The sequence below is a fragment of the Chryseobacterium geocarposphaerae genome, from assembly GCF_002797535.1.
GTDB lineage: Bacteria > Bacteroidota > Bacteroidia > Flavobacteriales > Weeksellaceae > Chryseobacterium > Chryseobacterium geocarposphaerae.
This window is the reverse complement of sequence record NZ_PGFD01000001.1, coordinates 1,443,269-1,469,115: the sequence shown is the minus strand read 5'-3', so window position 1 is coordinate 1,469,115 and position 25,847 is coordinate 1,443,269. Positions and strand designations below refer to the sequence as shown.

The 25,847-nt window shown below is 32.0% G+C and carries 26 protein-coding genes and 1 tRNA gene; 16 read left to right on the top strand and 11 right to left on the bottom strand.

From position 1 onward, the window contains the following. Positions 1–2 precede the first annotated feature (2 nt). The 4 genes from CLV73_RS06510 to CLV73_RS06495 all read left to right on the top strand — a co-directional run bounded on the left by CLV73_RS06510 (position 3) and on the right by CLV73_RS06495 (position 5,369). Entirely contained in the window at positions 3–1,601 is a 1,599-nt protein-coding gene (locus CLV73_RS06510) for a response regulator receiver domain (protein ID WP_100376037.1), read from the top strand. Further along, complete coding sequence (locus CLV73_RS06505; protein ID WP_100376036.1) at positions 1,564–3,417, top strand: ATP-dependent nuclease; 1,854 nt, start codon at positions 1,564–1,566, stop codon at positions 3,415–3,417. The genes CLV73_RS06510 and CLV73_RS06505 overlap by 38 nt, the downstream gene beginning before the upstream one ends. A gap of 31 nt (positions 3,418–3,448) precedes the next feature. Then, entirely contained in the window at positions 3,449–3,832 is a 384-nt protein-coding gene (locus CLV73_RS06500; RefSeq protein WP_262496326.1) for a very short patch repair endonuclease, read from the top strand. Between the two features lie 943 nt (positions 3,833–4,775). Then, positions 4,776–5,369 carry a Crp/Fnr family transcriptional regulator gene (locus CLV73_RS06495; RefSeq protein WP_100376034.1) on the top strand — a complete coding sequence of 198 codons (594 nt, stop codon included), beginning with the start codon at positions 4,776–4,778 and terminating at the stop codon, positions 5,367–5,369. A 691-nt stretch (positions 5,370–6,060) separates the two neighbouring features. On the opposite strand, the gene CLV73_RS06485 is transcribed toward CLV73_RS06495, so the two are convergent. The 5 genes from CLV73_RS06485 to CLV73_RS19160 form a co-directional block, all read right to left on the bottom strand. Then, a complete protein-coding gene (locus CLV73_RS06485; RefSeq protein WP_100376032.1) occupies positions 6,061–6,276 on the bottom strand; it encodes a hypothetical protein in 216 nt (71 codons plus the stop codon). A 251-nt stretch (positions 6,277–6,527) separates the two neighbouring features. Beyond that, on the bottom strand, positions 6,528–6,953 hold the full coding sequence (locus tag CLV73_RS06480; RefSeq protein ID WP_100376031.1) for a DUF1896 family protein: 426 nt from the start codon (positions 6,951–6,953) through the stop codon (positions 6,528–6,530). A gap of 92 nt (positions 6,954–7,045) precedes the next feature. Continuing rightward, positions 7,046–9,340: a glycosyltransferase gene (locus CLV73_RS06475; RefSeq protein WP_100376030.1), complete on the bottom strand. Its 2,295-nt coding sequence runs from the start codon at positions 9,338–9,340 to the stop codon at positions 7,046–7,048. A 43-nt stretch (positions 9,341–9,383) separates the two neighbouring features. Beyond that, positions 9,384–10,412: a glycoside hydrolase family 130 protein gene (locus CLV73_RS06470; protein ID WP_100376029.1), complete on the bottom strand. Its 1,029-nt coding sequence runs from the start codon at positions 10,410–10,412 to the stop codon at positions 9,384–9,386. Then, positions 10,413–10,544, bottom strand: coding sequence for a hypothetical protein (locus tag CLV73_RS19160; RefSeq protein ID WP_262496325.1), 132 nt, complete (start codon positions 10,542–10,544; stop codon positions 10,413–10,415). A gap of 163 nt (positions 10,545–10,707) precedes the next feature. On the opposite strand from CLV73_RS19160, the gene CLV73_RS06465 reads away from it, so the two are divergent. From CLV73_RS06465 to CLV73_RS06445, 5 genes are all read left to right on the top strand, one after another. Next, positions 10,708–11,268: a helix-turn-helix domain-containing protein gene (locus tag CLV73_RS06465; RefSeq protein WP_228424259.1), complete on the top strand. Its 561-nt coding sequence runs from the start codon at positions 10,708–10,710 to the stop codon at positions 11,266–11,268. A 107-nt stretch (positions 11,269–11,375) separates the two neighbouring features. Beyond that, positions 11,376–11,594 carry a hypothetical protein gene (locus CLV73_RS06460; protein WP_100376028.1) on the top strand — a complete coding sequence of 73 codons (219 nt, stop codon included), beginning with the start codon at positions 11,376–11,378 and terminating at the stop codon, positions 11,592–11,594. Positions 11,595–11,719: 125 nt separating this feature from the next. Next, positions 11,720–11,932 carry a hypothetical protein gene (locus CLV73_RS06455; RefSeq protein ID WP_100376027.1) on the top strand — a complete coding sequence of 71 codons (213 nt, stop codon included), beginning with the start codon at positions 11,720–11,722 and terminating at the stop codon, positions 11,930–11,932. 4 nt (positions 11,933–11,936) lie between these two features. Continuing rightward, positions 11,937–12,206, top strand: coding sequence for a heme oxygenase (locus CLV73_RS06450; protein ID WP_100376026.1), 270 nt, complete (start codon positions 11,937–11,939; stop codon positions 12,204–12,206). 45 nt (positions 12,207–12,251) lie between these two features. Next, positions 12,252–13,355 carry a calcium:proton antiporter gene (locus CLV73_RS06445; protein WP_100376025.1) on the top strand — a complete coding sequence of 368 codons (1,104 nt, stop codon included), beginning with the start codon at positions 12,252–12,254 and terminating at the stop codon, positions 13,353–13,355. 149 nt (positions 13,356–13,504) lie between these two features. On the opposite strand, the gene CLV73_RS06440 is transcribed toward CLV73_RS06445, so the two are convergent. Next, the gene (locus CLV73_RS06440) at positions 13,505–14,452 is read right to left on the bottom strand and encodes a beta-1,6-N-acetylglucosaminyltransferase (protein ID WP_100376024.1); all 948 of its coding nucleotides are present in this window, start codon (positions 14,450–14,452) and stop codon (positions 13,505–13,507) included. 430 nt (positions 14,453–14,882) lie between these two features. Between CLV73_RS06440 and CLV73_RS06435 the strand changes: the two genes are divergently transcribed. The 4 genes from CLV73_RS06435 to CLV73_RS06420 all read left to right on the top strand — a co-directional run bounded on the left by CLV73_RS06435 (position 14,883) and on the right by CLV73_RS06420 (position 19,238). Beyond that, on the top strand, positions 14,883–16,001 hold the full coding sequence (locus tag CLV73_RS06435) for a DEAD/DEAH box helicase (RefSeq protein ID WP_100377006.1): 1,119 nt from the start codon (positions 14,883–14,885) through the stop codon (positions 15,999–16,001). A gap of 50 nt (positions 16,002–16,051) precedes the next feature. After that, on the top strand, positions 16,052–16,246 hold the full coding sequence (locus tag CLV73_RS06430) for a cold-shock protein (protein WP_100376023.1): 195 nt from the start codon (positions 16,052–16,054) through the stop codon (positions 16,244–16,246). 1,093 nt (positions 16,247–17,339) lie between these two features. Then, positions 17,340–17,567 (top strand): hypothetical protein, encoded by a 228-nt coding sequence (locus CLV73_RS06425; protein WP_100376022.1) that lies wholly within the window; start codon positions 17,340–17,342, stop codon positions 17,565–17,567. A gap of 99 nt (positions 17,568–17,666) precedes the next feature. Beyond that, positions 17,667–19,238 (top strand): recombinase family protein, encoded by a 1,572-nt coding sequence (locus CLV73_RS06420; protein WP_100376021.1) that lies wholly within the window; start codon positions 17,667–17,669, stop codon positions 19,236–19,238. Here the strand turns inward: CLV73_RS06420 and CLV73_RS06415 are convergent. Continuing rightward, positions 19,204–19,277: transfer RNA gene (locus CLV73_RS06415), tRNA-Arg, on the bottom strand. The two genes, CLV73_RS06420 and CLV73_RS06415, sit on opposite strands and share 35 nt — an antisense overlap. Positions 19,278–19,336: 59 nt before the next feature. Between CLV73_RS06415 and CLV73_RS06410 the strand changes: the two genes are divergently transcribed. From CLV73_RS06410 to CLV73_RS06400, 3 genes are all read left to right on the top strand, one after another. Then, positions 19,337–20,383, top strand: coding sequence for an ABC transporter substrate-binding protein (locus tag CLV73_RS06410; RefSeq protein WP_100376020.1), 1,047 nt, complete (start codon positions 19,337–19,339; stop codon positions 20,381–20,383). 42 nt (positions 20,384–20,425) lie between these two features. Next, positions 20,426–21,070 carry a monofunctional biosynthetic peptidoglycan transglycosylase gene (gene mtgA / locus CLV73_RS06405; protein WP_100376019.1) on the top strand — a complete coding sequence of 215 codons (645 nt, stop codon included), beginning with the start codon at positions 20,426–20,428 and terminating at the stop codon, positions 21,068–21,070. Positions 21,071–21,160: 90 nt separating this feature from the next. Beyond that, positions 21,161–23,188: a recombinase gene (locus CLV73_RS06400; protein WP_100376018.1), complete on the top strand. Its 2,028-nt coding sequence runs from the start codon at positions 21,161–21,163 to the stop codon at positions 23,186–23,188. On the opposite strand, the gene CLV73_RS06395 is transcribed toward CLV73_RS06400, so the two are convergent. The 4 genes from CLV73_RS06395 to CLV73_RS06380 form a co-directional block, all read right to left on the bottom strand. Continuing rightward, on the bottom strand, positions 23,166–23,459 hold the full coding sequence (locus CLV73_RS06395; protein ID WP_100376017.1) for a hypothetical protein: 294 nt from the start codon (positions 23,457–23,459) through the stop codon (positions 23,166–23,168). The genes CLV73_RS06400 and CLV73_RS06395 overlap by 23 nt on opposite strands. A 54-nt stretch (positions 23,460–23,513) precedes the next feature. After that, on the bottom strand, positions 23,514–23,888 hold the full coding sequence (locus tag CLV73_RS06390; RefSeq protein WP_100376016.1) for a four helix bundle protein: 375 nt from the start codon (positions 23,886–23,888) through the stop codon (positions 23,514–23,516). A gap of 102 nt (positions 23,889–23,990) precedes the next feature. Beyond that, the gene (recF, locus tag CLV73_RS06385) at positions 23,991–25,070 is read right to left on the bottom strand and encodes a DNA replication/repair protein RecF (protein ID WP_100376015.1); all 1,080 of its coding nucleotides are present in this window, start codon (positions 25,068–25,070) and stop codon (positions 23,991–23,993) included. Between the two features lie 3 nt (positions 25,071–25,073). Beyond that, positions 25,074–25,829 (bottom strand): UbiA prenyltransferase family protein, encoded by a 756-nt coding sequence (locus CLV73_RS06380; RefSeq protein ID WP_100376014.1) that lies wholly within the window; start codon positions 25,827–25,829, stop codon positions 25,074–25,076. Positions 25,830–25,847: the final 18 nt, after the last annotated feature.

Here is a 25,847-nt window from a genome sequence, read left to right as displayed (position 1 = left end):
TTATGAGTACATCTTTTACTACAAAGTCGAAAGAGATTGTTGATGCTTTCATTCGAAATATACTTTTTGTGGATGATCAAATCTATGGTGAAGGAGATAAAAATCACGAACTCGAAACAGAAAAATTAATAAAAGCCTTTTCAAAAGCTAAAAAACTTTGTTCTTTTAATAACCCATCTTCTGAGGAAGATTTTGATAATGTTATTGAAATGGCTAAAAAAACGGACATCTCGGTACTTGATTGGAAAATAAATATAGAGAGTTCTAAAACCCACACATTAGATGAAGAAGAAGATATTGATACAATAGATAGTAGAGGGACATTTACCTTGAAACTAATTGAAAAATTATTAGAAGAAAGAAAAAATGACTTAAAACTTGTATTTATTTATACTGCTGAAACTGATTTACAAAAGATTGTAGTAGTATTATTAACTAATTTAAAAAAATATGGTGTAGAACAGATATCGGAAAATATATTAGGCAATTCAAATTTTAGAGTAGTTGTAGGAGGAAAACCATCATTAAAATCGAGTTTTGCCCATACTCCAGAATTAAAGAAATGGATTATCGATTATGAAAATATGCCAGATACTTTACTAAGTCATTTCACAAAAATGACAACTGGATTGGTATCAAATTTTGCATTAATGTCGCTTTCTACACTACGTAATAATACAGGAAAATTACTCGGTCTTTTTTCTAATGAAATGGATAGCGCTTATTTGGGACATAAATCAATCATTCCAAAACAGGAAGACGCGGAGGAACTTTTAATAGAATTATTTGGTGACTGTATAGTCGACCTTTTATTTTACGAAAATATAAGTAAAAGTTTGCGCAATCAAATAAATGGATGGATCAACGCAATAATTATCGATGAAGTTCATGAAGTTAATTCCAAAAATTTTCAAAGGAATAAAAAATTACTCCGTAATTTATTGTTTTCCTCTGTTGAAGATGTTGAATCACGATTTTATAACACTATTACCGACTTAGGTTTATCACAAAAAGACAAACGTCAATTAATAACAACAAGCACCAAATTATTTCTGAATAAATCTGATATTGCCAAGGCAGAATCAAATGATATATTGTTTGCAAATTTAACTCATCATAAAAGTATATTTATACCTAAAAGCATATCTCCAATACTTACTTTAGGAACCTTGATTAAAAGTTCAAATACTGATACTGATGGTCAAAATATTTATTACGTTTGTATTCAGCAAAAATGTGATAGTGTGAGAATTTTAAAAAATCAAGACAGGAAATTTCTTTTTATACCTCTTTACATATCAAAAGATAAATTTGATGTCTTAACACCAGATGGCATTAAATTAAAAGTTGATAAATCTTCTTTTTCAATTAGAACTATTAAATTCATATGTTCTGATACAACAGGTGTTATAAAGGCAAGAAAAGCTCGAACAGGAAAGTTTTATTTTAAACAGAAGTATAAATCATCAGAAGAAAACTTCGAATGGATACTTGACTTAAAAGATATGCATTCTCAAAGAATCATTACACAATATACATCTGTTTTAGCAAGAGTTGGTTTAAATGAGTCAGAATGGCTACGAAGGTGGACTGGAAACTAAATATAATAAAAACATGTATCAGCTAGACCAGTTAATAAATACAGTAAGAAGAATAAAAAATTCTGGAGGTGTTCAAAAATATATAGATTTTATTCAGTTCCCATTTTATAGAAATCTTGAATTAAATACAAAGATCAGTTTTGGATTTCCACTAACTGTTTTTATTGGTCAAAATGGTTGTGGTAAGTCTTCCTGTTTACACGCTTTATACGGGGCACCACGAAGAAAAACTCCTTATGAATTTTGGTTTGATACAAGTGTAGACCCAGTAGAATATTATGATGATCAGAAAAAAAGACATTCTTTTTGGTATAGGTTTAAAGGAGATGATAATTCTTATAAAGAGGTAGTCAAAGCAAGGATAAGAAGAAATAACGACCCTAATTATTGGGAAACTAGCCGCCCATTAGTATGGGCAGGAATGACATCCAGAGATGATGGAGAAAGAGATACCCCAATTGCTAAAGATGTTGTTTATATTGATTTTAGAGCTGAGTTGAGTGCCTTTGATAAATTTTTTCATTTTGGAAACACTTCAAGGACCTCAACAAGAAATAAACAAGAGTTTATCCGGAAGAAATCTAAACAGCTTCAAGATATAATTTCTGGACGAAAATCATTTGTATATACCAAGGCAGGAGCTATTAACAAACCGTTAAGGGTATTAACTTTGGAAGAGCTTAAGTGGATATCCTTTATATTGGGGAAAGAATATATATCAGGAGAATATATTGAACATTCTTTTTTTAGAAATTTTGGTTATACCGTTATCTTTAACACGGGACATGCAAAATATTCGGAAGCTTTCGCTGGAAGCGGAGAAATTGCCGTAGTAAAGTTAGTTCTTAAAATTTTAGAAGCTCAAAGTTATTCTCTTATTTTACTTGATGAACCGGAAGTTTCATTGCATCCGGGAGCTCAAGAGAGATTAAAAATTTTCTTATTAGAGCAAATAAAACTTAAGAAACATCAAATAATTCTGACAAGTCATTCTCCATCATTAGTAGAGGGATTACCTAAAGAAGCTATTAAAGTATTTTATCAAAATCCTAATACTAAAAGATTTTTAGTAAAAGAAAACCTCTCTCCTGAGGAAGCATTTTATCATATAGAGTTTCCTTTAACAAGGAAAAAAGAAATTATAGTAGAGGATATTCTGGCTCAAGAAATACTTTCGGTTCTTCTATCAGAAATTGGGTCCGAAACTAGAAATATGTTTAATATTAAGTTTAATCCGGGAGGTGAAAGTGTTATTAAAAAAGAGTTTATATCTGTGTTCTGTAGAGAAAATAATAGTTCTAATTATATTTTTTTTGATGGTGATCAGAAACCCAATAATAGTCATTACGATTGGACTAATTTTGCCGTTTCTGATTTAACAGTTGCTTTTTTTAAATCTAAAATACGAGAACAGACAAATGAAGAGATAAAATTCTCTGTAGATAGCTTAGGAAATGCAGGTAATGAGCAGCAACAAATAGAATTACTTAAAAAGTATTTAGAATATTACAAGAGGAACGTTTTCTATCTACCAAAAAATACTCCTGAAGAAATAATCTGGGATGATGAATTTTCAACTATGATGGCTCAATCAGTATTGGATAATCTAAAATTTATTCAATATTCACAAGAATGTAATGCTGCTAATAGTTTTAAAGAGAAATTTTCTGTATATACAAAATATATGATTGGAAATAATACCTCTGAAGATATTTTGAACACTCAAAAAGTATTTGTTAGGAAGTGGGTAAATGCTAAAAACCAGGATTATCAGATTCTAATTGATGCTATTAATTCCATAATTAATAATGGCTGACATCTATTCTTCTAAGAAAAGATCAGATATTATGTCTAGAATTTCGGGAAAGGATACTAGGCCCGAGGTTTTAGTTCGTAAGTATTTGTTCTCAAAAGGTTATAGATTTAGGAAAAATGACAAAAGATTTCCAGGAAGGCCGGATATAGTTTTACCAAAATATAAAACAATTATTTTTATTAATGGATGTTTTTGGCATGGGCATAAAGATTGCAAAAAATCTAAATTACCTGAAACCAGAAAAGAATTTTGGGAAAATAAGATTAATAAAAATATTCAAAGAGATAAATCTAACATTGAAGAATTAGAAAATCAAGGATGGAATGTCATTGTAATATGGGAATGTAAATTAAAGAGTAAGGTATTTGAGGAAACATTAATTTGTATAATGAAAAAAATGAATAATCACCCTTAAACAGCGCTAAATAATTTCAATCTTTAATAATTTAAGTGAAGATTAAAATAAAAACAGAAACCAAAGATAATTCGCTACCGAGCCCACCAGCTTAAATTCTGTCAAGGTCAAGCCCTCCGGATTTTCAGAAAAACTTTTTACGTATAAAAATCTACGCAAAAACTTTTTCCAAAAAACCTTGACAGAATACCACGCTCATTTTCATAAGGCTTTCTTTTTTTCTTTTTTTTAATTTTTTTTTCTTCGTTTTCTTTTATAAATATTTCAACGGAGAAATTTCAGGTCAAAGAGAAGGATAGATTCTTGGTTTGAATTCTAAAAAACTTGTTCAATTTTGGACTTTTTACTTGCAGATTTGAGCAGAAATTTTTAGTTTTACTACGTAAAATTTAAATTAGGATTTTACCACTTTTTTGCAAATGTCCTATTTGAGGCCATTCACGGAGATGCTACAGCGAAAATCTTATCCATAAAGCGATGAGGATTGGGTACAAAATCCCTCACTCTCCCTTAAACTATTTAAAAAAAATGTCCAAATCACTCTTTTGGATTAAATCAATCTATGTAATTAATTTATTTTTGTTTGATAATCTCATAATTGATTCAGATGAAATCTGTATTGATTTCAAATATATTTTTTGTAAATATAGGGGTGTAATTCCTTAAATTTTATCCTATTGGATGCAGAATGAGAAAAGATGAAATAGTTTGGGCGAATGAAATTACCGATCTGGAATATCATAAATAATATATAATCATATATTTAATTGTACCAAAAATAAAAGGGACGATTTTGCTCGTTAAAAATCTGAAAAGGACCTCACATTCTGATTTTATGTATTACAATGGTTTAAAAGGGGTCGGATTTTTGCATATTTTAAAAAATGCTATATATAAAGACGTGTGAATTATATTAATACACTATATTTAAATAAATAAAAAAATGGTCATCTCAGAAAATATTCTTCTTGAAAACGGTGGTGAGATAATAAAGTACCAATCGAGTGATTTTCTTTTTAAGAAAAATTCATTTGCAGAATATTACCTACAGATAAAAAAAGGAAATGTTAAAATAAGTGTCACAAATTTTGGAAAAGAATTCCTTTGTGGATTACCTTATGAAGGTGTTTGTATTGCAGAAGCTTATATGTTTATCAATGAAAAATACCCATTTAACGCACGTGCCATTTCGGACTGTGAAATAATTAGATTGAAAAAAACTAAATTTCATACCCTGATAAAAAAGCACCCAAGCCTCCTGATAGATATTTATTCACATACTGCCGAACGAGCTCATTACAATAATTTAATGCTACCAATGTTGGGTATTTTAAGTCCGCTTGAAAAAATAGTTATTCTATTAGATTACATCAAAAATATATACACTTTTGGTGATAAAAAAAACTTTATCATACCATATACTAGACAACAACTTGCATCATTAATAGGACTTCGTTTAGAGACAGTAGTAAGAACTATAAAAAAGATGGAACGTCTTAAATTACTAACTATTCTCGAGGGTAAAATCCATTATTGATTTTAACATTATTTAATACTGCTTCATGTTCTAAGATAATCTTTTTTGGTTTGGTTATCCGAATGATCAAAAGGGATTATGGTGATACCATTTTCTTCTTTGATGATATGGAGATTATATATAGCTCCAACTTTAAAAAAACTTACTGTTCTACATTATGGTATATTGTTTCAGACAAAACCATAATCATCCAGTGTTATTACAAAATAATGCTCAATTATTGTCTGAGCATTATTGCACATTAATAGAAGATCAGGCTGAGATGTATTTTCAAAGGTAAAATCATCATACGTGTTAATGATATATTCTGTAACTATTTCAATAGTTAATAAATCAAATCCTTCTATATCAGAATTTAACTTGTGATCTTCTTTAAAGTAGGGGATTTTATGAAATATCGAATCTTTAAAACGAAAAAGATGTATTGCTTTCACTGTGAGTAATTTTGAATTATGAAGTAAATTTATCTAACTATAGAAGTTGAAATATGCTCCACAATTTGATTGGTAACATATATTTTTGATTTTTCAAATTCTTTAATGATTCATCATAATTTATTTAAAAGTAAGAGGTTGATTAGGGTAAACAAAAGGACAGAAATAACTAATTTTCTATCCTTTCTCAGATGAACCTTTTATAAAACCAAATGTTTTCATGGGTTCTATCTGATGTTGAAAAAACTTTAAAAATTTTAAGAAAGATTAATCTCTTTTAAAATATCAAGGACTTCTTCTCTATTTTTTCTTAGCCGGTTTCCAATTCTTTCAAGTGTTTCCTTTTCTTTTCCTTCTTCAAGTTTGAGGTCATGATCCGTTAATGTCGAATATTTTTCTTTAAGCTGTTTTGAGTGTTCGCTCCAGTTTTTCAGAATTTTAAAAGCATGGTTGTTGTTGTCATTTGTTTCCATAATGAGGATTTAAGTGCAGCTTAATTGCTACCTAACAAAATTGAATATTTTACGATCAATTGTATTGCAAATTGCTGGTTTTATATTGCATATATCGCACTCTTTATAGTATTTGAAATTTTTTCAAAAGGATTGTTTAGAAAAGGAATTGTATTGTAATGGTTTGAAATTTAATAAACTAAGCATATTAGCTTAGTTTCGTAGAATATTCCTTATATATCTATTGAAAGAACTAAATACTTGGAAAGCTTTCAAAGCTCTGACTCACTGACCCAGGTAATAATTAAAGTGGTTATCTCCATGCACAGTTTGTCGTAATCATAAGTATATGCAAAATCATCACTAAGGTCATATTTATCAAATAAGGGTATACATAATTTTAACATTTTCATACTAAAATGTTCTAGCTCATCATATCTCATGAGATTTGCAAAGTTTTTAGTGACAATGTCTAACACGGTCTCGTATTTTGAGAAATGAAACTTCTCAAAAAGGATATGATCAGCGTAGAATTCACATTGTTGAATAGAACATCCCGACTTTATGGCACCATCATATACAATCTTAGCCTGCTTTGAACGCTGCTCTATTAGTACATTGTCATGAACTAATTCCGGAAAACCACTATTTAATAAATTTTGTAATCGTTCTCTGTAATATGATATATCTTTTTCCATGAAATCTCTACGTTATACTACTTAATAAATTTGTAACAATTGTAAGTCTCTGGCTTTACATGCTGGTTTTATCATTGAAGTTGATGGGTATTCTATATATTGTCATAAGTCTTACTCTTTGAAAAATCCATGCTGAGTCTTGCCATTAGGTAGCTGACTGTAGATTCTGCTCCTTGGTTAATATTCACATTGTTTTCCTCAAGCCCATCATAGCAACCTCCGGTTACAGGATTGTAAATAATTTGATTTAGCTGATTTTTTCCAAGAAACCAATTAAAAGAATTTTGCATCAACTGTAAATACTTTTCATTATCTAAAATCTTATAAAATGAAGATAATGCCAGGATAGTATAAGCCACATCTATAGGCTGTTCTCCGCCATTGGATGTGTTGTTTTCCTTACTTTCTTTTTGCAACCAACCTTGGTTGGAGATTACTTTTATGGTATCGTTGACAATTATTTTAGATAAGAGGAACGCAAAAGATTTTTCCGCTATTTGCTTATACATTTCATTTTTAGTTGCAACCCAAGCAAATAATAAAGCTTCCGGCAATACGCTGTTCCCATAAGTAAGATAACCTTCGAACCAAAGCCAGTTACCTTTAGCTTCGTGTTGATACATTTTCACTAAACGATTCGCTAATTCTTCTAATAAAGGGATATTTTTTTCAGAATTCTGGTAATACAATCCTTTTATTATAAACGCCATGGCTCTGGTGGAATATATTTTTTCAGCAATGGCCAAGTTTTTTTGAAGCATAGCTTCTGCGACTTTATAAAATTCCTGAGGTAAAATTTCCTTTAATGAAATTAAATAACCCAAAGCCCATACTGCTCTTCCGTTAGAATCTTCAAGGTTGGTTTCGTAATTCTGTCGGGTGAATTGTTTTTCTTTGTCCACATAATTTAGGAAACTACCATCTTTTTGCTGACAAAATTTAATGAAATTTAAGTAAATTGAAATTAATTGCAAATCAGATTTGTTTTTATTGACTTTATAATGTTTACAAAGTGCGATCATTGCACGTGCATTATCATCCAGAGTATAGCCAGAATCGATATCTGGTTCACTGATCTTAGCAAACTGTATCATCCCAAAATCGGTAGTTATATTTTGGATATGATCAAGATTGAATTTAGGCAAGACGTATTTGAGCTTTGCACTGCTATTTCTGAATTTCTGGAATAATAAAGCGTGTAAAATAGACGAATTTTCCCAAGCGGTGGGAGCCATTTTTTGCAAAGATTTTGTGCGTAATTTTTCACGATTGTTTTCATTTTTCAGTAAAGTATTAACAGCAAAAGCTAATTGTTTTGGGGCTTCAAAATCAATGATAATTCCTGTTTCTTCTTTTAAAACTTCCAAAGCATGTGGAATAGGAGTAGAAACAATAGCACAGCCGCAACTGATAGCATAGGAAAAAGTACCACTTACTGCCTGATTTCTGTCTTTTGAAGTGAAAAGATAAATGTCGGTAAGTTGAAGATACTCTAATAATTCAGGCAATGGCAAATATTCATTAATAAAACGGATGTGATTTTCCAGATGAAGTTTACAGGTAAGGTTTTCTAAAAGATCACGATACTTTTCGCCTTCGCTTCTCACGATAGCAGGATGGGTCTTGCCAAGAATTAGAAAAATGACATTAGGATTTTGAGCAACAATATGAGGTAAAGCTTTTAGGGTGGTTTCAATATTTTTACCTGAACCCAATAGCCCAAATGTAGACAAGACCTTTTTGTTTTTAAGTCCGTACTTTTCTTTCAATGCATTTTTATCTGTAAAAGGTAACAAATGTGTTCCGTGCGGAATGACGGTGATTTTGCCAGAAGAAATATTATAATCTTTTGAAAGAATCTCCGCCGAGAGGTCTGTCATTACGACAATTGACTTGGAAAAATCTGCAAGGTCTCTCACTTTTGTTTTTAATTCTATATCTGGATTGGGGAGTACAGTATGAAAGGTGATAATAATTTCTTTCTTTAAGCTTTGTAGGAAAAGAGATAATCCGTTCTTGGTTTCATTAAAAAAGCCAAACTCGTGCTGAAGCATTACAAGTTGAATATTGTCATTTCTATTAATCTTTTCAGCCAATTCCAGAAAGGAGACAGCGTCTGAGATATTTAATTTGTATTCAGGATGTTCTTCATACTCATAATTTTCCCCTTCCGTTTCCATAGGGCAAATAATTGTTTCGAATGATTCTCCAAATTTCGAGTGAAGCGATTTTATAAGGTCTTGTGTATAAGTGGCAATTCCGCATACCTTTGGAGGAAAAGTACTGATAAAGATAATCTCAGATTTATTATACACGATGTGTTTTTCTTTTTTTAAAGATAGTCTTCTGGCTTTGTCCTCCACGTCTGAATTAATATTTTTATTCATTTTATTTTCATTTTTAGATTTGATAATTCTATTGAACCATCAATTATAATGCATGCTTCATCAATTCTTTCAATAGCTTTGAAATACTTAAAGAGGCAACGGCAACTCTTTCGTCTGCGGCTCCATAATAGATATAAAGTGTATCTTTTTCTACAATAGCTCCTGTAGGAAAGCAGACATTATTAACTTCGCCCTTAATTTCCCATTCTTTCTCCGGCTCAAAAAGAGGATACGGAAGTCTGGAAATTTCTTTTTCCGGATTCTCAAGATCCAGTAAAGCTACACAAGCATTATAAACATATCCGTCGACGGTATCGTGAACTCCATGATAGATCATCAGCCATCCGTATTCCGTTTCTATGGGTGGGCACCCACCTCCAATATAGCTAGATTCGTGATCATATTTGGGACATAAAAAGATGTGATTCTTAAAGTGAGAAAAATAATCTTCCCAGAACTCAAAGTTTAAATCTTCAATGTTTTCTACACTTACAATTTGAATATCAGGTCGTATTCTGTGGAGAAAATAAAATTTGCCATTTATTTTTTTTGGAAAAAAAATCAGATTTTTGTCCCATAAAAAGATAGGATCACTATCTATATGGCTGATTTGGAATTCGTTATATCTTTTGTATTTTTCAGGGATTAAACCTTCAGATTCTACTAAACATTTAAACTTCTCATAGGGGATTCTAGGAACAATAATCCTTTCTTTTTTCCAAGATTTCAAATCTTTTGAAGTCGCCAATGTTCCTAATGCATTAATGCCGTCGTAACTTGTATAGGTAAGATAAAACAAATCATCTATTTTTACGATTCTGGGGTCTTCGATACCATGCTTTTCATATTCAAATTCAGCAATAATAATAGGGGAGGCAGATCTGCTTTCTACAGTAAGAGGGTCAGATAGTACACAATATCCGATGCTTGAAAAATTACCTTTGGCAACAGCCCGGTAAAATAAATGTATTTTCCCGTTTTCCTGAATAACAGCCGGGTTTAAAACACTTTCGTTCTCAAAGCTTAGGGCGGTTTTTCTGAGGATGATTCCTTCTTTTTTTATTTCTATCATTTAGGTTGCTACATTGCGACTTTCATTTTCTTTGTTTCTCTTTTTATTTTGCTTATCCTGGCGCTTCTCTTTTGCTGATTTTGAAGGTGGTGTCTTATCCGATTTTTTCTTGGTGTCCTTTCCTTTTAACATATAGTCTTTTTTATGGTAGGTAAAGATCATTGATTAGAATCCTAAAACTTTGCAATAGTCTGTCCAATTGTTATATAAATCATAGATATTCGAATTTAATGAACTACCTTTGAAAAAAGTCGCTGTTAGCATACTGATTAACAGGCTGAAAAATATAAAGACTATGAAGCTGTATATAAAATATATGGTAAGTCTACGCTGTAAAATGGTGGTCCATCAGGAGTTGGAAAAACTGGGCATTAAAAATGCTGTGGTAGATCTTGGTTTGGTTGAAATCCTGGATGATATTACTTCAGAACAAAGACTGATGTTAAAAGAAAATCTTCTGAAGACGGGACTTGAGCTATTAGATGATAAAAAAAGCATTTTGATTGAAAAAATAAAAAATGTGGTCACAGAAATGATTCATTATTCAGAATCTCTTCCAAAAGAGAATTTCTCAGACTATATCAGTGAAAAACTTGGGTATGACTACACCTATCTAGCCAATACATTTTCTGAGGTAAAAGGAATAACTCTGCAGCATTTTATCATCATTAATAAAATTGAAAAGGTAAAAGAACTGCTTTTATACGATGAGTTAAATCTTACTGAAATTTCCTATAAACTCAATTACAGTAGTGTTGCTCATCTTTCCAATCAATTCAAAAAAATAACAGGGCTTTCGCCTTCATTTTATAAGCAACTCAAGCATAAACGCCTTAAAAATCTAGAAGACTTATAACTAAATCTGTGAAATCTGTAAATTTATTTATAAAAAGTATAGTATAGATACGCCAATAAACATTCAACTTTGGAGAGTAATAATTCTGTTACATAAAAACTTTAATTATGAATACAGAGCATAATAAAGGCTATAATGCTTTTAAAATTTCAGAAAATTGGGAAAAACAATCTCAGCAGTTAAAAAAACAGTTTTCTCAGCTTAAAGATTCGGACTTGGTTTTGGACAAGGGAAAAGAGGATGAATTGCTGGAAAGAATTGGAAATAAGTTAAGTAAAAACCGTGAAGAAGTCATTAAAATTTTGAATGACACTCAATTTTCATAATGGGTATATTAAAACCCGAGAAAGCTTTTATATTTTAGAGGTTTTAATATAAAAAGGGCAGGTGCTTGTAAGCTTCTGTTCTTTTTTATTTGAATATTACAGTACTACTTTTTTAATAAAAAGATATGAAATCGCCAGATACTTTCCAGAATCTTACAAGAAAGATTTTTAGGGTGACAACGACAATTCAGTCTTTGTATCCTGAGTTATATTTCCTGTTGAATGAAACTCCATTATGGATGTCATCCAATGATAAAAATATTACATTACAAGACCTGAAGCAGTATCTTACTACAATACGAATGCAACTTATTACTTTTAAGAAAGACAAAAAATGAAAGAATGAAAACAATAACATTATATAAATTTAAGAATTTGGTAACCCAGAAAATTCCCTTTTTTGAAGGGAAATCCATGCTCATTTCGCCTGATTTTTCTGCGGAAATTCAGTTTTCAGATACAGAAAAAGTGACTGAATATACGGTTGATGTCGCTGACGATTTTGACTTTGAAAATTATAATACAAATGAATTGATTGAACTATGCAATACCTCGAAAAAGTTTATAGAACATCATTTTGTAACGCGTTTGAATGATTATGATGTTATATAGCTTTTGCAGCGTAAAGCTATTTAAAATAACTGATAATCAAAATTTATGAAAAATAAAATTTATCTTGTAGGGTGGACAATCCTTGTTCCACTACTTGCCTGGATAATTTATTTTGCCCATTATTCCGTTAGTGGGCATTTGTATTCAGTTGTTTTGACATTTTTTCTTATAGGTTCTGTTTTAGCGGCGGTCTACCATTCGGAAATTATTGCTTATCGTTTAGGAGAGCCATATGGAACTTTATTACTTGCTTTTGCAATCACTGTGATAGAAGTTTCTCTTATCATTTCCATTATGTTAAGCTCAGTAGGATTAGAGACTATCAGCCTTGCGAGAGATACTGTTTTTGCTGCTGTGATGATTATCCTTACAGGAATTGTTGGGATTTGTATTATCGTAGGATCACTTCGGTATAAAGAACAGTTCTTTACTCTACAGGGAGTAAGTACAGCGCTAATAACCCTTATTGTTATTGTTACGTTTATATTGGTTTTACCTAATTTTACGACAAGCCATAGTAAAGGTGAATATACCTCTTTACAACTAGTTTTTATAGCTATGATCTGTCTACTATTGTATATAGGCTTTACAATGGTACAAACAATTAGACATCGGGATTTTTTTATTGCACCTATTCCAAAGAACACAAACTTCGATAAGGATGAACATGAAATTCTTCCCGAAATACCAACTCGAAAAATAATGTATATCAGTATTATATTTTTGATTCTGTGTCTGGGAATTGTAGTTCTGTTAGCGAAATATCTATCAAAAGATGTTGATGCCTTGATTGTAAAAGCAGGAGCACCCAAAGCTATCGTAGGAATAATTATTGCAGGAGTAGTATTGCTTCCTGAGGGTATTGCAGCGATTAGAGCGGCCTACAATAACCGTTTGCAGACAAGTCTTAATCTGGCTTTTGGATCTGCATTAGCAAGTATAGGTCTTAGTATTCCAGCCGTTGCTATTGTTTCTGTTATTGGAGATTTTAGAATGTCGTTAGGAATAGGTTTAAAGTCAATGTTACTCTTAGGCCTGTCTCTAGTGATCATTACAATTTCTCTCGCAACGGGACGCACTAATATTATGCAGGGGATGGTGCTGATTTCTATTTTCCTTCTTTATCTTTTTACAACGCTTGTACCATAATTCTGAATATCTATTTTAATAAATCGCTTCTTTAGATTGTTGAATGTTTTTTATCTTTCAATTTACAATTGATTTATTTTTTAAATAATAGGTTCAGCGGATAGTTGGCAAATGTCAGTTGAAAGAATATTTAATAAGTTACTCCAAAATCAATTATTATTTCGTTCATCTCTTCTTAATTCTTTTTCAATTTCATCAATTTCTGCTAAAGGAAGAAGAAAACTATCTTCAATATACCTAAGGATATCTTCATCGGTTTTATTGTTTATCTTTCTGATGAAAATCTGATTGCTTGATTTCATAGACTCTATAAAATTCAGCGTATCTTGCCTGGTGTGAAAAATTGATTTCTCGAATATGGCTCTTTTATCATCATTTACAATAATATCATTGAACGAAGTATTCATGAGAACAGTTTGAAAAAACGATTCGGCAGGTAGAAAAGTATGGAGATAATAGTCTTCAAAATCCATTACTTTTTTGTTGTTGGTTAAGAACGCACAGGTATCTCTTGTAAAAATGAACCATTTTCCACCAATATAGGGGGTTATTCCTTTCATAAACTCTCTTTTATAGAAAAAAGTGGAAATTTTGTAAGCTAATTCGGTAAAATGGTTTTGTATTCTTTTTAGGGTGTCTGGTCTGCAAAAATTTTGGTCATAATAAAATAGATAATTTCGACCGTTGTTAATCGTAAGGAATTTACGAATTATTTGCTGAGATTTGAGCGGGTAATCTTCACCGCTTAGATTAATAAAATAATCCCATTCCAAACTTGCATTTAGAAGAAATTCCATAGCATTAAGCTCTGCCTGAATCATGCTGAAACCTCCGGAAACAATATTCAGGCTTTCTAACAAATAAACATTCGGAAACTGAATTATATAGAACTGTATTTCTTCAATTAATTCTGATTTAGCCTTTCTGTCGATATGGATAAGATAGAACTGATCTTTCGTATAAATCTTCTGGAACATCGCTTTGAATACATTCGGTTTATGGTGAACCATAATGAAATAAGCAATTTTAACAAGAGGCGGAGTATTCAACTTCAGACTTTGTGTCTGAGGATTTGTGATAGGAAAGGTAGTTTGCATATCAGGGAGCTTAAAATCATCCGCAAAGCAAACAATTTGATTAATGTGCGTAAGGTATGAATATATTTTTGATAATCAATTAATTAAATATTGTGGTGTTTATTTTTTTTATCGTAGGTTTGCAAAACATTTATAAAACAGGTCTCTGCCTTTGCTATTCTGTAAGTTTAAAATCACAATTTTCTTTATCAGTTTTGCTTTTTCAGCTACCCATTTATAATCCCTGATTTCATCAGTGAAATGTTAAGGATTATAAAGTCCTACGATCAATAGGAGCGATATGTTATTGCAGGTCTTCAACAATATTGTTATAGACAAAGCAAGCAAAATGATAAACCGGAAAAGTATTCTTTATTTGTTTATCCTATACCCCAATTTAAATTCTGATTATCAGATTTGTTTACTAAGTACCGGAAGTCCGGAATTTATAATGAGTTTTAAAAATTTAAACTTAATCAATCCGATTATTCGAGCAGTTACAGAAGCCGGATATTCTCAACCTACTGAAATACAGAATGCAGCGATTCCGCATATACTGTCAGGAAAAGATATTATAGGATGTGCACAGACAGGAACCGGAAAAACGGCTGCATTTGCCATGCCGATACTGCAGTTACTGAAAAAGTATACACCCGAACACAGAGAAATCCGAACCTTAATTCTTACTCCCACAAGGGAATTAGCAATACAAATAGAAGAAAACTTTCGCATATACAGTAAATATATGCCATTATCCCAATTCTCTGTGTTCGGAGGAGTTTCAATAGGAAGCCAGCTTGCTGCCCTTAGAAAAAGAGTAGATATTCTTGTAGCAACTCCAGGAAGATTGCTGGATCTGGAAAGTCAAAGACATATTGATCTTTCCAAGATTGAAATATTAGTATTGGATGAAGCAGATAGAATGCTCGATATGGGATTTATAAATGATGTAAAAAAGGTCTTAAAATTACTCCCGACTAAAAGACAGACTTTATTTTTTTCAGCTACCATGCCAAAAAAAATAAGAGAATTCGCCGAAACCATTATGAATAAGCCCGTTGAAGTTACAGTAAATCAGGTGTCTTCAGCTGCCGAAACAGTGAAGCAATCAGTATGTTTTGTGGAGAAAAAAGATAAAATAGAACTGTTGATCGATATATTGCAGGAAAAAAGCACAACAAGATCGCTTGTTTTTACCCGTACTAAGCATGTGGCCAATAAACTTGTTCAGCAACTGGAAACTGTAGGGATTTTTGCAGCGGCTATTCATGGAAACAAATCGCAGGCAGCAAGGCAAAATGCGCTCGATGATTTTAAAAATGACAGGATTAAGGTTCTGGTAGCTACAGATATTGCAGCCAGAGGAATTGATATAGACGATCTTCCTTATGTGATCAATTATGAGCTCCCTAATGTTCCCGAAACCTATGTACACAGAATAGGAAGAACAGGCAGAGGAGGAGCTGAAGGTACTGCTATTTCATTTTGTGATAGCGATGAACGTATAGATTTCAAGAATATTCAAAAGCTGATCGGGTTTACATTACCTGTCAGGTCATTTTACAAATAAAATCTGTAACTATTTACAGATAATAATATATAATTTTAATAATAATTACAATGCAACAAGGCACAGTAAAATTTTTCAATGAATTAAAAGGCTTCGGATTCATTTCTCCTTCAGATGGGGGGAAAGATATATTTGTACATTCTTCAGGATTAAGCACAAAAATGATCCGTGAAAATGATAAAGTAACTTTTGATATAGTAGAAAGTGACAAAGGGTTGAATGCAATCAACGTAAAATTAGCATAATTTAAACCTTTTTTAGAATTTAAAAAATAAAATGGACTTCGTTTTATTAGTTTGAATATATTGTTTGAACAAACATGCGTATATTATTTTTATTTTCCAGTATGTTCATTTACCTCTTGCTTATTGTAAGAGGTTTTTTCGATTTAGTACTAAAAATTAAAAAATCAATTTAGGCAGATATATTTACAAATTAAACTTATATATCTTTTCATTAAGTTGCAAATTTTATATACCTATAACTTGGGAGCTCAAAATATAGACAACGGCAGTCGTTGAGCGAAGTTGATCTCAATTCCAATTTCTTAGTACCTCAGGATTTATATTTGTTATTGATAGATTTAAAATTACAGAATATCAATGAATATGAGAGAGTACCAATTCATACAGGATCCGGACATACTTTAAACAGTAAAATATATGAAATTTATTATAGAGCAAACCTTAGTCAATTTGATCATAGGCAAAATAGTTTTAGTGCTTCGAAATACATTTTTCCAAGAAGTCTCCACTTTATGTTGAATCCGTACATATACAAATAATAATTTAAGTTTGTCCACAGGATCATTCAGAAGAAATGAATGCCAGTATACGGTCGCAGAACATTATCCCACAGTAGAAATAAAAATCAGAAATATATTAACATCGGTTATCGTGAAACAATCGTCAATATTATTAGATTACTATTTCTGCTGATACAGAACAATGAGTAAAAAGTTTTAGCCATGAACTGAAAGTACATGGCTTTTATTCAATTCTCCAGCGTGAAAGCCGTTTTAGCTGTGACAATATCCTGTAGGTTTTGTGTACTAATATTGTCTTAATGCATTTTTACTTGCAATTTGTATGTTCCTAATAATTTTTTGTTAGCTTGCTGAAAGATGAAGCTTATTTAATATTTTCAAAGAAGGATAAAATTGGTAAAAATAGTTCGGACAGGACTCCTTCTCTCTCCGTGACAGATTTTCTTAATCCTTTTAACCCTCTCTTTTATAGTGAATAGGAAACTATAGGTCAAATTACCCCTTTGCACAAGATTCAACATCCATTTTATTACCAGCTGAATATATTCATTTCTGTTTTTAGAATATATAAGATGGCTGCTAACAAAAGGAAAAAATCTTTAAAAAATCATAAAGGAGACTGCACAGAAAAATTTGAGCTGGAACCTATTATGAAATTTGAAGAGTTGACATTGGAGCAGTCAGAGAAAATGTTGATAGATTCGGGTTTTGATTTAACTAACGAAGAGGTAACTGAGCTAATGCAGTTTCTGAACATTATAGTAAAAATAACTTTGAAAGAGGTTTTCTCTGCTAAATAAATCTTTTTTGTAATTTAGTTTTCTAAAATGCTTTAATAATCAATTTATTACAGTGTCGTTTGATTTTATATTGATTTCCAATTTTAAATTTTTTCCATTATGACTATTGCTGATTTGTATATACGGGTTTCCACAGATGAACAGGCGGATAAAGGGTATTCACAAAGAGATCAAGAGGAGAGGCTGCGCAGTCATTGCTTTCGATCCGGATTAACAATTGGTAAGGTGATTTTTGAAGATCATTCAGCAAAGTCTTTTGAACGTCCTGAATGGAAAAAATATATCCTTGAATTTAGCAGGAGGAAAGCAGAGAAAGAAGGACGGTTGTTGCTTTTTACAAAATGGGACAGATTTAATAGAAATACAAGCGACGCATATCACATGATCGGTCATCTTAAAAAGAAAAATATCACTCCTCAGGCCATTGAGCAATCTTTGGATTTGAGCATCCCTGAAAATAAGGTGTTGTTAGCAATTTACTTATCTACACCTGAAGTTGAAAACGATCGAATAGCCTTGAATGTAACAAATGGTATGAGGAGAGCTATAAAGGAAGGTAGAATGATGGGAATTGCTCCTTATGGCTATATTAATAAATGCACAGAAGATGGAAGGAAATACGTTGCTATAAAGGAGCCGGAAGCTTCTAATATAATATGGGCATTTAAACAAGTGGCCAAAGGTCATTTACCTACAGCTATAGTGCGTGTTGAAATGAACAAACGTGATGGGAAGAATATTTCTTTAAATGCTTTTATGGAAGCTTTAAAGAATGTAGCTTATTGTGGGAAGTTATTATTACGTGCTAATGGAAAAGAAGAGGAGAAAATAGTGCAGGGAAAACACGAGCCGTTAATATCAGAAGAGCTCTTTATGAAGGTTCAAAATGTTTTACGGCGAAAAGGGACCAAGGACCTGAGGTTGCCAGGAGAAAAAGCAATTAATGATGAAAGATACCCTTTGCGAGGAATTTTGCTCTGTCCTAAATGTGGGAACAATCTTACTGCGAGCGGTTCAAAAGGAAGAAAAAAGCATTACTACTACTATCATTGCAGTTCTGCCTGTGGATTTAGACATAATTCTGATTTAGTTAATGAACTATTTGAAAGTGAACTTTCAAAATATGAGTTTCAGCCTGGTATTAGAAAAATTTTAAATACGATAATTCTACATAATTTCAAAAGTGTTTCATCAACGATAAAAGATGAAAGATCTACTATTACAAATAGAATCAACTCTCTAAATGAAAGAATCTCAAAAGCAAGAGATATGTTTTTATCTGATAAAATCGATGAGGATGATTTTAGAGACATTAAGAATAGGTATAAGAGTGAACTGGACGAATTAAAAGAAAAGTTAGGTTTGATAAAGAAAAGCCCAGAGAGTGAAATTGAAACAAAACTTTCTTTGGCATTACATGCTGTAACAAATGTAGCAGATCGTTATAGAAATGCCAATCTGATTGATAAACGCGCGATTGTTGGTTCGATATTTCCTGAAAAGTTAACTTTTGACGGAAGTAGTTTTCGAACCGCTAAAATGAATAGTTTTGCTAAAAGTATTTTCTTGATTAAGAAGGAATTAGGTGAGAAAAAAAGAGGGGATCAAAATTTGAAAAATCTTAATCCCCGTCTTGTGACCTCGACAGGATTCAAACCTGTAACCTTCTGAGCCGTAATCAGATGCGCTATTCAGTTGCGCCACGAGGCCGTTGTTTCCTTGTTGTTTAAAGGTTTGCAAATATAGTGCTTTTTTCTTTTCTTTGAAAGATGAAATCAAGAATTTTTCTAATATTGGCCATTTGTGCGCTAATCTCTTGTAAAAGAGAATCAAAAATTTCATCCTCACAATGGATTTCTGTATCAGAATATGTACAATACAATGAAACCGGAGAGGCTTTAAAACTAAAATCGGGAAATTTCACCTACGATTTTAAGAAAAATCAGATTCCTTTTAAGAAGGTGATTTTGTTAAATGCAAGTATGGCAGGCTATATTTCGGAACTCGGAGCTGAAGATTTGATTATTGGGGTATCCAGTCCGGAATATATTTTTTCTGAAAAAATTCAAGGGAAAATAAAAAGGGGAAGTATACAGAATGTAGGAAATGAACAGAAATATGATGTGGAAAAGATTATATCTCTAAAACCGGACGCGATTTTTACCAATCATATTGCCAGCTTTGACAATACTTATCAATTATTGAAAAACAATGGGATTCAGGTGATTTTCCTGGATGAGTATAAGGAACAGAAACCATTGGAAAAAACTGCTTATTTAAAGCTTTTTGGAAAGCTTTTCGGAATTGATAAAAAAGCGGAGGCCGAATACACCGAAATAGAAAAAAATTATAATGAGCTCAGAAAATTAGCTTTAAAAGCAAAAGAAAAGCCTTTGGTTCTGGCGAATGAAATGTACGGTGATGTTTGGTATCTGCCGGGAGGGAAAACATCGGTAGCTAATTATATTTCAGATGCGAATGCTCAATATATTCTGAATAACAATACAGAAGAGAAAGCCGTACCAATGAGCTTTGAGGAAGTGTTTTCAAAAGCTAAAAGCGTGAAGTACTGGGTAAATGCAGGAAACCATATCTCTAAAAAAGAGATGCTGAATATGAATCCGTTTTATGGTAAACTGAATGTTTTTAATAAAGGTTATGTCTACGGAATTGGAGGCAGAGAAAAAGAAAAAGCTAACGACTTCTTCGAAAGCGGTATTGTAAGAGCAGATTGGGTACTGAAAGATTATATTAAAATTTTTCATCCGGAATTATTACCAGATTATCAGCTTACTTATATGAAAGAAGTAAAATAACTTGAAGGATTTATTTATTTTTGTGTCTCTTTTTTAGAACTTATGTGGAAAAAAATTAAGCGGATTATTTTTATAATCCTTATTCTGAATGTTTTATTTATTGTTTGGGGAAGATTTTTCAACCCACCAATTACCATTACACAGATCGGAGGACTTTTTGAGTATGGAAAACTTCAAAGAGATTATGTTTCTTATGATGAAATGGGAGACAAAGTAAAGAAAGCCGTCATTGCATCCGAAGATCAAAAGTTTTTTATGCATGATGGGTTCGACTATTCTGCCATTGAAAAGGCAATGAAGCATAATGAGAAAGGAAAAAGAATAAGAGGTGGCAGTACGATTTCGCAGCAAACAGCAAAAAATATTTTTCTCTGGCAGGGAAGAAGCTGGTTGAGAAAAGGATTGGAAGCAGTCTATACCTTTATTATCGAAAAAGTTTGGGGTAAGGATATCATTTTAGAAAGATATCTGAATTCTATTGAAATGGGACAGGGGGTATTTGGAATAGAAGCCGCTTCAAAATATTATTTTGGAAAATCATCCAAAGATCTTACAACTTCTGAAGCAGCCTGGATTGCCGCTGTTTTACCTAATCCCAAAAAATATGATCCCAAAAATCCTTCGCCATATCTGACCAGAAAGCATAACTGGATCATGAGACAGATGAGGAATGTAAGTCTGAAATAAAAGCGAAAATTTAACCCAGCTTAAGAATTTAAGTTGGGTATCTTTTTATTGTTATTAAGAAGTTTAAACAAGTTTAGTATCTTTGTAGTGATGAAGCTTTTTAATTCCAGCACAAACTTTGAGTCTGTTCTTAAAAAATATTTTTCCTTTAAGAACGAAACCCTCTCTCTAGAACCATTTGCAGATTTCTTGGAGAGTATTAAAAGGGCAGACTTTACAGATGTACTCAATTTTTTTAAAAGCAATTCTCAGGTTACTGAAAATTTTAAATATTATATTCATAATATCTTTAAAGGAAGACCTTTTAATTTATCGCTAACAGAAGCGAATATTCTATCCGAAAACTCCTTTTTTCCTGAGCTTAAAAAGCGAATCTTAAATAAAGTACTGCCACCTGTAGAAAATGAAAATACGGTGTGGTATATGATTGATAATGTAAGTTTAAGCCCACAAAAAGATCTTAAGTTTTTCCATAATCTTCCCGAAAATGAAGTAGATGAGTTTTTAAAACTTCTTGGAGCTTCAGATTTTATTACCAAATCCGTAGTCAAAAAAGAGCTGATCTTTGCCATGAATATCCTTTCTTGGCGTGCTACAGGAATGGCAATGGAAGTTGAGGTGGTAAGAATGGCACCGGAATATAGGAATTTTGATAATCCTTTTTTGGCGTTGCAAAATGAATTGGAAGGGCTTGCTGAAGAACTTGATAATAATCCGGAATTACAGCTTCATTCCAAAGACAGCCGATATAAGCAGATAAAAATCTACGCAGAACAATGTCTGGAATTTGTAACGATTGCCTTTAAAAACTCGGCAAAATATGGTATTTCGGGTAAAATTAATCAGTCTTTACTGAAGATTCGTCAGCAGACCAATAGAATTTATGAAATAGTTCAGTTGCTGGTCATTGATGAAGATAAAGATGTTTTTATCAATTCAAAACAACTGATATTCAATATTATAAGGTATAAATCTCATAAAAATAATATTTCTGAGCTTGTCAATGACAGTACAAGGCTGATTTCTCATCTTATCACCAATCACACAGCGGAAACAGGAAGTCATTACATTACTTCTTCCCGGAAAGAATATATGAAAATGTTCTATAAAGCCAGTGGAGGAGGGATTATTGTAGGAGCTTTGTGTGTATTAAAAATGCTTTACGGATACTTTCCGGGAAGTGATTTTTTCCATGCTTTTTTATACTCAATGAATTATGCAATGGGATTTATCATGATTTATCTGATGGGATTCACACTGGCAACCAAGCAGCCTGCCATGACGGCGGCAACAATGACCAAAGTGCTTTCGGAAGAAGGTGGAGGAACCAGAAATAATACAGAATTTGCCCACCTTGTTTCTCAACTGTTCAGAAGTCAGTTTATTGCTTTTGTAGGTAATGTTTTGCTTTCTTTTCCTATTGCACTGGCTATCATTTATGGGTTAGATGTTTTTACCTCTCAGAATATGGCGGTAGACAGAGCAGATAAACTGCTGAAAGATCTGGATCCGTTTAAGTCAAAAGCAATTCTGCATGCAAGTATTGCCGGATTTTATCTTTTTATTTCGGGGATTATTTCCGGAAATATCGGGAACAATTCTGTTTTTTATCAGATTCCTGAACGTATTGCCAAAAACCTGTCCATCAGAAAATTCTTTGGAAAAAAATTTGCTAAAGGTCTTTCAAAATATTATGCTAAAAACTGGCCGGGAATTATATCTAATTTCTGGTTCGGGGTATTTTTAGGCGCAACTGCTCCGGTTGGATTATTTTTAGGATTAGACTTGGATATTCGCCACATTACCTTTGCAGCCGGAAACTTTGCTTTAGGTCTTTACGGAAAGGACTTTTCAGTAGATTCTTATACATTCTGGATTTCCTTTGTTACGGTTTTTCTTATTGGATTCTTTAACTTTCTGGTAAGTTTCACACTGTCAATGTTTTTAGCGTTTAGATCCAGAAAATTAAACTTTGGTCAGGTAAGTGAAATTTATAAAGAAATTTTCAGATACTTTTTGAAAAATCCGTTGAGGTTCTTTATCCCGTTACGCTCAAAATTAGATCAGAGAGCAGATGATTTAAGAAATAGTACGATTACAAAATCTGAAGATCATTAAATTTATCTTCCCCAAACTGAGCCTGGAATTTTTTCAGAAAAAAGCTTTTGCGAAGCTGAAAATCATGTTTTAATAAAGGTGAATTGATTTCTATGATTACACAGCGGTCTTCAATATTCACACTTTTTATTTCACGGAAAAGGCTTTCATCAAGGTATTCTTCCAAAAAATCCTTAATTTCAAAAGCAACCAGTTTGCTTTCAAAACCGTGAATTCTTGCAAAAGATTTTACAAGTTCTGAGGATTGGTATTCGCGTTTTTTTTTCTTCATAAATGAGATACGTGTTTCGGGTTTTGAGATTCGGGTTATAAGTTTTACAATAACTTAAGCGTTATTTTCATTCCAGTTTTCTTTTACCCATTTTTTATAATTGTTTATCTTTCCTCCTAAAGAATTATATTCTGTTTTTAAAACTTCAAATTCTGACGAAAATTCAGGATATAACATGATTATTTTCTCTAAATGACATATCGTTTCATCATTACTAGCATGGCTGAATACAAGAAAACGGAAATAATCATTTTTATAATGAGATCTTCCATATCCTTCCACAATATTAGTTATAACTGAATCTGAAGATCTTCTTAACTGACTTCCTAATTCATGTAATTCATATTTGGGAAGCAAAAAAGAGGCTTTATGCGTTTTTATAAATAAATTAAAAGCCATTTTGTAGATGTCTAAATTTTTGTAACTCATAGTTGTGTTTATTGTTATTCCTAAATTTGATAGTGGATCAACATTGAATACTCAATCAAAAACTCGTATCTCGAATCCCGAACCTAGAAAGCAACATTTCAATTATATCTCAAAAATTATACTCTCCTCATTTATTTTTTTTACCACACTTTCCGTACGTTCTCTATGAGTATCGGTTATGAAAATCTGTCCGAAATTCTCCCGGTTTACCAGCTCAATCAATTGAGAAACCCTGTGGTCGTCCAGTTTATCAAAAATATCGTCTAATAGAAGGATCGGAGTTTTATTTGTTAATTCCTTTACCAGACTCATTTGTGCCAGTTTTAATGAAATTAAGAATGATTTCTGCTGTCCCTGTGAACCGATTTTTTTGATCAATACTGAATCCATTTCAAACAAAAGGTCGTCTTTATGAATTCCTTTTGATGTATAGGTAAGCATTCTGTCCCTTTCCAGACTTTCCTTTAATAGGCTTTCAAAAGAATCGTTTAGTAAATGAGATTCATAGATAACAGAAACCGTTTCTTTTCCGCCGGAAATAATTTGATAAAAATTCTGAACGATAGGATTCAGCTTTTCAACAAAAGTCCGTCTTTTTTCAAAAATCTTAGTTCCGAATTTAGAAATCGGATCATCATAAATTTCCAGTGAATCTTTATCCCAGACACGATTTTTAGCGAAATATTTTAATAAGGCATTTCTCTGCTGAATCGCTTTTTGATATTGAATTAAATCAAAAAGATATTCTGAATCTGTTTGGGAAATCATGGAATCCAAGAATTTTCTTCTGCTTTCCCCTGAATCTGAAATTAAATTGGAATCATATGGAGAAATCATCACACTGGGCAAATATCCGATATGATCTGCCATTCTATCGTAGCTTTTATCATTCTTTTTAATGACTTTTTTTGCTTCTTTAGGCTGAAGGATTTTGATGTTGTCTTCACTGTCTTCACTTTGGATCTCAGCATCAATGGTGAAGAAATCTTCATCTTTCAGAATGTTATTAAGATCTGTGTTGCCTAAAAAACTTTTGCCCACAGAAAGATAATGCAGTGCATCCAGAATGTTGGTTTTCCCTACACCGTTGTTTCCCACAAAACAGTTGATTTGCGGAGAAAATTCAAATTTTTTCTCAGAATGGTTTTTGAAATTGTACAGGGAAAGTCTCTTAATAATCATTCGTCAAAAATACTCCATTATTAGTAAAAATAAAAAAGGAAGTGCAGAGCAGGTTTCTACTCCGAATGAAAAATAAGCGTCACTTCTCTCATTTTCAGAAAAATAAATAAAAATATAAGAAATAATTCCCGACAGAAAAAAAGGAATGGAATAATGAGGAGTTAAATATAATATAGCAATAATATTGCTCATAAAAATGAGTAAATAAGCAATGTATTTTGTATTCTGAACCCCGATCAGCATGGGAAAAGTCTGTACTGTATCCCGTTTCATATCCCGAATGTCAAAAGGCAAAACCAATGCTGTAATAAAAAATAGGCTGATAAAAAATATAGGGAAATTAAACTCAGGTAAAGTAAGCCAGCAATTGACAAGAGCCCAGACCAAGCCTACATAAAATACTTTTAAAAGAGGAATTTTACGGATATAGACATCAAGAAAGAAACTATTGTAAAGCAATCCCAAAACAACAATAACAAACCATTTCACCAGTCTTATTTCATTGTGATTATGATAAATCAGAAAAGCGCATATGATACCTGCAACACCATTTAACATTAAAATTTTAAAAAAATATTTAGTGTGCTGATACTTTGTATAAAGATAACCGCTGAAATAGGTGATGAAAATTAGAACAACACTGGGTAAACGGAATGTATTTTGCTCTTCCATGAAAAACACTGCAAAAAGAGTTCCCATTAAAGACACATACAATTGACTGTCAATGACGGATTTTTTCAGTATTTTTAGAAGGTTCATTTATCAAAAATAACATTT